Below are 5,169 nucleotides of genomic sequence, written 5' to 3' on the forward strand. Positions count from 1 at the left end.
CAGACACTGCTTGACGTCGAGCAGGTAGCGCAAGCGGTACGCCGTGTCGTCTCGGAGAAGCTGGTAGGCAGATGACGCGGTGGCGTTCGCGGTGGACGAGAATCCTCAACGACCTCGTGTCATCTCTGCCTCAACGCCTTTCGCGCTGACCGAATGTCGTCTGCGCTCGTGAGCACTGTCTTGAGAGGGAGCCCAATGGAACTGCCGGCCCGTTCGGTGGAGGAGTGATGCTTGTTCAGCTTCGTCACGAGACGCGCGATAACTCTTCCTTGCCCTGCAGCTCAGCCGCCACGCGACATCACGGAACGCTCACTCTATCGACGGGAGGCATGCCATGACGACGGATGACCCACATGGCGTCAAGAATCGCGGTCGGATCATCTGGACTATGGGGGACTACCAGCTGATCGCCGACCGGCAGCTACCCATTGCCGAAGCGCTGTGCGACTGGGCCGGAGTGCGGGCGGGCCAGCGGGTTGTCGACGTGGCCACCGCCACCGGGAACGTAGCGCTAGCCGCGGGCCGACGGGGCGCGCTGGTCACCGCCGTCGACATCACGCCGCGGATGGTGGAGCTGGCCCGGGCCCGGGCCCAGGAGGCCGGGTTGGAGATCACCGTCCTCGAAGGCGATGCCGAGGACCTTCCCTTGTCGGACGCCAGCTGCGACGTGGCTCTCTCCGCCTGCGGCATCTGGTTCGCACCGCGACCCGACGCGGCCACCGCCGAGGTCCACCGAGTGCTGCGGCCCGGCGGCCAGGTTGGCCTGGCGAACTTCACCCCTACCGGGTTCATGGGCCGGCTCAACGCGATCATAAAGCGTCGCCTCCCCCTCCCCGAGAGCCTGCCCGAGCCCAATGAGTGGGGAGTGCGCGACGTCGTGCTCCCCAGGCTCACGCCCTACTTTCACGACATCGAGTGCATATCCGCGTGTATCAGGTACTCCTTCCCGACAGCGGCGGCCGCCGCGGACTTCTTCCTCCGTTACTCCCCGCCCCACGTCGCCGCCCTGATCTCGCTGGACCCACCGGCCGCGCGGGAATTGCGACAGGAGATCGAGAGCTGTTTCACTGAGAATTCCGTGGTGGCGGACCGGGTCGAGCTCGACGCTGAGTATCTGCTTGTACGGGCCCAGGCGCGCTGACCGGTCGACCATGGACATGGCGGGGTCAAATGGGCGTAGCAACGTCTCGATATGATGATCGCTTTGGCGTCGAGGGACTGGATGGTGGAGCCGAGGGACTGATGGTGGATGGGCCGGCGGGAGCAGTTGACAATCGAGGAGCGGGAGGTAATTTCCCGAGAGCTGGGTCGGAACCAATCAGCGCGGATCATCGCGAAGATGCTCGGCCGGCATCACTCGACGCTTTCACGGGAGATCGAGCGTAACGGCGGCGAGGAAGCATACTGGGCGGCGGACGCGCAGGCGCGTTGTGACGCGATGCGCGCGCGTCCGAAGGAACGCAAACTCGTCGCGTCGCCGCCGTTGCGCGACGAGGTCAACGCGGGCCTGGACGAGAAGTGGTCCCCGAAACGGATCAGCGAGAGAGTGCGTAAGGAGTTCCCCGATGACGAGAGCATGCGCGTGTCCCACGAGACGATCTACAAGTGGAGCCGCCTGCAGGACGGTGGGGAACTGCGAACCGAGCTGGAGATCATGCTGCCCAAGGGCTGGACTGGGTGGGTCAACCAGTCGTGCAGCACTGTGACCAGGGGGCAGGATCGTCGGCATGGTCAACATCAGTGAGCGGCCGAAGGAGGCCACCGACCGTGCCGTGCCCGGGTTCCGGGAGGGTGATCTCATTGAAGATCCACAGTGGCAGGCCGATCCGGTGCGGCCGGCCCGGCCCGTGGCGAGGATGGTGGGGTGCAGCGGGAGCAGCGTCGCGTGCGGGTCGAACAGTTTCGCCGACAGTTTCGGCGTCTCGGTGACCGGGCCGGGGTCGGAACAGGGGCCGGGGACCGGGCGGAGCTGGCCCGGATGCTGCGGGCGGCGCTCGGGGAGCGACCGACCACGGCCGGGTCGATGGTCGCTGGCACCAGTGTGGATCATGATCGAGCGGTCCGGCCCATGGTCGACGCCTCGGCCCGGCGCCGGGCCGAGTACTCCTCCGACGCCTCGAACTACCGGGTGCCACCCGCGGTCGTGGTGTTCCCCCGGGAGGTCGAGGACATCCTGGCGATCGTGGCGGTTTGCCGGTCCACCGCGACCCCGCTGACCACCCGGGGAGCGGGCACCTCCATCGCGGGCAACGCCGTGGGCCCCGGGGTGGTGATGGATCTCAGCCGCCACCTGCACCGCGTCATCTCCCTGGACCCGGCCGCCCGCACCGCGAGCGTGCAGCCCGGGGTCATCCTGGACAGCCTCCAGGCGGCGGCTGGCCGGCACGGGCTGCGATTCGGTCCGGATCCCTCCACCCATGCCCGCTGCACCATCGGCGGCATGATCGGCAACAACGCCTGCGGCGCACGGGCGATCGCCTACGGCCGGACCGCCGACAACATCGTCGACCTCGACGTGCTCGACGGCACGGGACGTCGGCTGCGGGTCGGCCCGGGTGGCTCCGGGCGTTCGGGTGGCTCCGGGCATCCGGCAGTCCCCGGGCTCGACGACCTCGTCCGGGCCAACCTGGCGGTCCTGCGCACCGAACTCGGCAGGTTCCCCCGCCAGGTCTCCGGCTACTCGCTGGAGCACCTGCTGCCCGAACGCGGCGGCGACCTGGCGAAGGCACTGGTGGGCTCCGAGGGCACCTGCGTGGTCGTGCTCGGGGCGACCGTCCGCCTCGTCCCCCGACCGGCCGCGACCGCGATGGTCGTGCTGGGCTATCCGGACATGCCGGCCGCCGCGGACGCCGTGCCGCTGCTGTTCCCGCACGCTCCGCTGGCGGTGGAGGGCATGGACGCGCGCCTGGTCGACATCGTGCGCCGGCACCGGGGACCGCGGGCCGTACCGGAGCTTCCCGCCGGCACCGGCTGGCTGTTCGTCGAGGTCGGTGGGGCGAGCCCGGCGGAGACGCTCGCGGCCGGCCGGGCGTTGGCGGCCGCCGCGGGCACGAGGGCCACCCGGGTGCTGCCCACCGGCCCGCAGACCCGCGCCCTCTGGCGGATCCGCGAGGACGGCGCGGGTCTCGCCGGGCGGACCGCGGCGGGGGAACCGGCCTGGCCCGGCTGGGAGGACGCGGCCGTGCCGCCGCAGCGCCTGGGGGCCTACCTGCGTGACTTCGAGGACCTGCTGCGTGCGCACCGGATCGACGGGGTGCCGTACGGACACTTCGGGGACGGCTGCGTGCACATCCGGCTTGATCTACCGTTGGCGGACGCCCCGGGGCGCCTGCGCCCGTTCCTGACCGAGGCCGCCGACCTGGTCGCCTCCTACGGCGGCTCGATATCCGGTGAGCACGGGGACGGCCGGGCCCGCGGTGAGCTGCTGGCCAGGATGTACTCGCCGGCCGCGCTCGGCGTCTTCGCCGGTTTCAAGGCCCTGTTCGATCCGGACGATCTTCTCAATCCGGGTGTGCTGGTCCGGCCGAGGCCGATCGACGCCGACCTGCGCCTGCCGGCGGCTCGCCCGCTGCCCGCCAGCGGCGGATTCGCCTTCACCGCCGACGCGGGGGAGTTCGGGCGGGCCGTCCACCGCTGCGTCGGGCTGGGCACCTGCCGGGCCGACACGCCGGCGGCCGGCGGCTTCATGTGCCCGTCGTACCTCGCGACGCGCGACGAGAAGGATTCCACCCGCGGCCGGGCCAGGGTGCTGCAGGAGATGGCGAACGGCTCGCTGGTCCGCGGAGGTGCCGGGGGCGCCCGGGCCCCGGAGGTGGCCGAGGTGCTCGACCTGTGCCTGTCGTGCAAGGCGTGCGCGCGCGACTGCGCGGCCGGGGTGGACATGGCGACGTACAAGTCCGAGGTGCTGTTCCGCGCCTACCGGCATCGGCTCCGGCCGGTCAGCCATTACGTGCTCGGCTGGTTGCCCCGCTGGGCCCGGGTCGCCGGGCGGGCGCCACGCCTGGTCAACGCGGTGCTGGCCGGACCGGCGGTGCGACGGCTGCTGCTGCGGGTGGGGGGCATGGACGTGCGCCGCGAGGTGCCGGCCTTCGCCAGGCAACCGTTCAGCCGCTGGTGGCGCGAGCACGGCGGCCCGGACCGGGGAAACGGGTACCTGGCTGACGGGCGGCCGGCCCACAGACGCGAGGCCCACAGCCGGGAGGTGGTGCTGTGGATCGACACGTTCACGGAGGCCTTCTCCCCCGAGGTCGGCCGAGCCGCCGTGGCAGTGCTGGCGGACGCCGGCTACCGGGTGATCGTGCCGCCGGGCCCCGCGTGCTGTGGTCTCACCTGGATCACCACCGGCCAGCTCGACGGCGCGCGCCGCCGGTTGCGGGCGACCGTCGACCGCCTCGCGCCGTACGCCCGGGCCGGGACGCCGATCGTCGGTCTGGAACCGTCCTGCACGGCGGTGCTGCGCGGCGACCTCGTCGAGCTGCTCGCGGGCGACCCCGCCGCCGCGCTGGTCGCCGGTGCGGTGCGTACCCTCGCCGAGCTGCTCGGCGACACCGTCGGCTGGACTCCGCCGCGCCTCGACGGGGTGCGCGTCCTCGCCCAGCCGCACTGCCACCAGCACGCGGTCATGGGATTCGCCGCCGACCGCGGCCTGCTGGCGGTGGCCGGCGCGGACGTCACCGTCCTCGCCGGGTGCTGCGGCCTGGCCGGCAACTTCGGCATGGAGGCCGGGCACTACGACGTGTCGATGGCGATCGCCGCCCGCACCCTGGGCCCGGCGATCGCCTCGGCTCCCGCGGGCACCGTGCTGCTCGCCGACGGATTCTCCTGCCGGGCCCAGGCCGAACACGTCGCCGCCCGGCGCGGGCGGCATCTCGCCGAGCTGCTCGCCGAGCATCTCGCCGGGCTCAGATCTCCACGGTGAAGACCGTCGCCGGCAGGCCGCCACCGTCGGCGACCGCGGACGGGCCGGCCGGGTTGCCGGCCAGCTCCCCCCGGGGAACGGCGAGCACGACGACGGGGTGGTTACGGGCGAGCTTCGCGACCAGTGGCCGGAGCCGGGCGACCTCCACCCGGGTGTGGCCGACCTGCACGACTCCCGTCATCCCGCCATCGAGGCGGACGAATCCGTCGGGAACGTGCGACCCGGTGTGCAGGGCGGCCTCGTTCTCGTGC

Annotated in this window: 3 protein-coding genes and 1 pseudogene; 3 read left to right on the forward strand and 1 reads right to left on the reverse strand. The window is 71.9% G+C overall.

Annotated elements, in window-relative coordinates; genetic code table 11:
- Positions 1 to 334 precede the first annotated feature (334 nt).
- From ACY5KJ_RS13590 to ACY5KJ_RS13600, 3 genes are all read left to right on the forward strand, one after another.
- Positions 335 to 1,141, forward strand: coding sequence for a class I SAM-dependent methyltransferase (locus tag ACY5KJ_RS13590; protein ID WP_462188033.1), 807 nt, complete (start codon positions 335 to 337; stop codon positions 1,139 to 1,141).
- A 108-nt stretch (positions 1,142 to 1,249) separates the two neighbouring features.
- Positions 1,250 to 1,744, forward strand: a complete 495-nt coding sequence (locus ACY5KJ_RS13595; RefSeq protein WP_462188034.1) for a transposase — start codon at positions 1,250 to 1,252, stop codon at positions 1,742 to 1,744.
- Between the two features lie 279 nt (positions 1,745 to 2,023).
- Positions 2,024 to 4,918 (forward strand): FAD-binding and (Fe-S)-binding domain-containing protein, encoded by a 2,895-nt coding sequence (locus ACY5KJ_RS13600; RefSeq protein ID WP_462188040.1) that lies wholly within the window; start codon positions 2,024 to 2,026, stop codon positions 4,916 to 4,918.
- On the opposite strand, the pseudogene ACY5KJ_RS13605 reads toward ACY5KJ_RS13600, so the two are convergent.
- Positions 4,902 to 5,169 (reverse strand): annotated as a pseudogene (locus tag ACY5KJ_RS13605) (hypothetical protein); the annotation flags it as partial. The gene ACY5KJ_RS13600 and the pseudogene ACY5KJ_RS13605 sit on opposite strands and share 17 nt — an antisense overlap.

The sequence above is a fragment of the Frankia sp. CcWB3 genome, from assembly GCF_977927595.1.

Excerpts from the sequence above, each read along its gene's own strand:
- ACY5KJ_RS13600 (WP_462188040.1), top strand. The coding sequence starts at position 2,024 with ATGGTCGCTGGCACCAGTGTGGATCATGATCGAGCGGTCCGGCCCATG.
- ACY5KJ_RS13595 (WP_462188034.1), top strand. The coding sequence starts at position 1,250 with ATGGGCCGGCGGGAGCAGTTGACAATCGAGGAGCGGGAGGTAATTTCC.
- ACY5KJ_RS13590 (WP_462188033.1), top strand. The coding sequence starts at position 335 with ATGACGACGGATGACCCACATGGCGTCAAGAATCGCGGTCGGATCATC.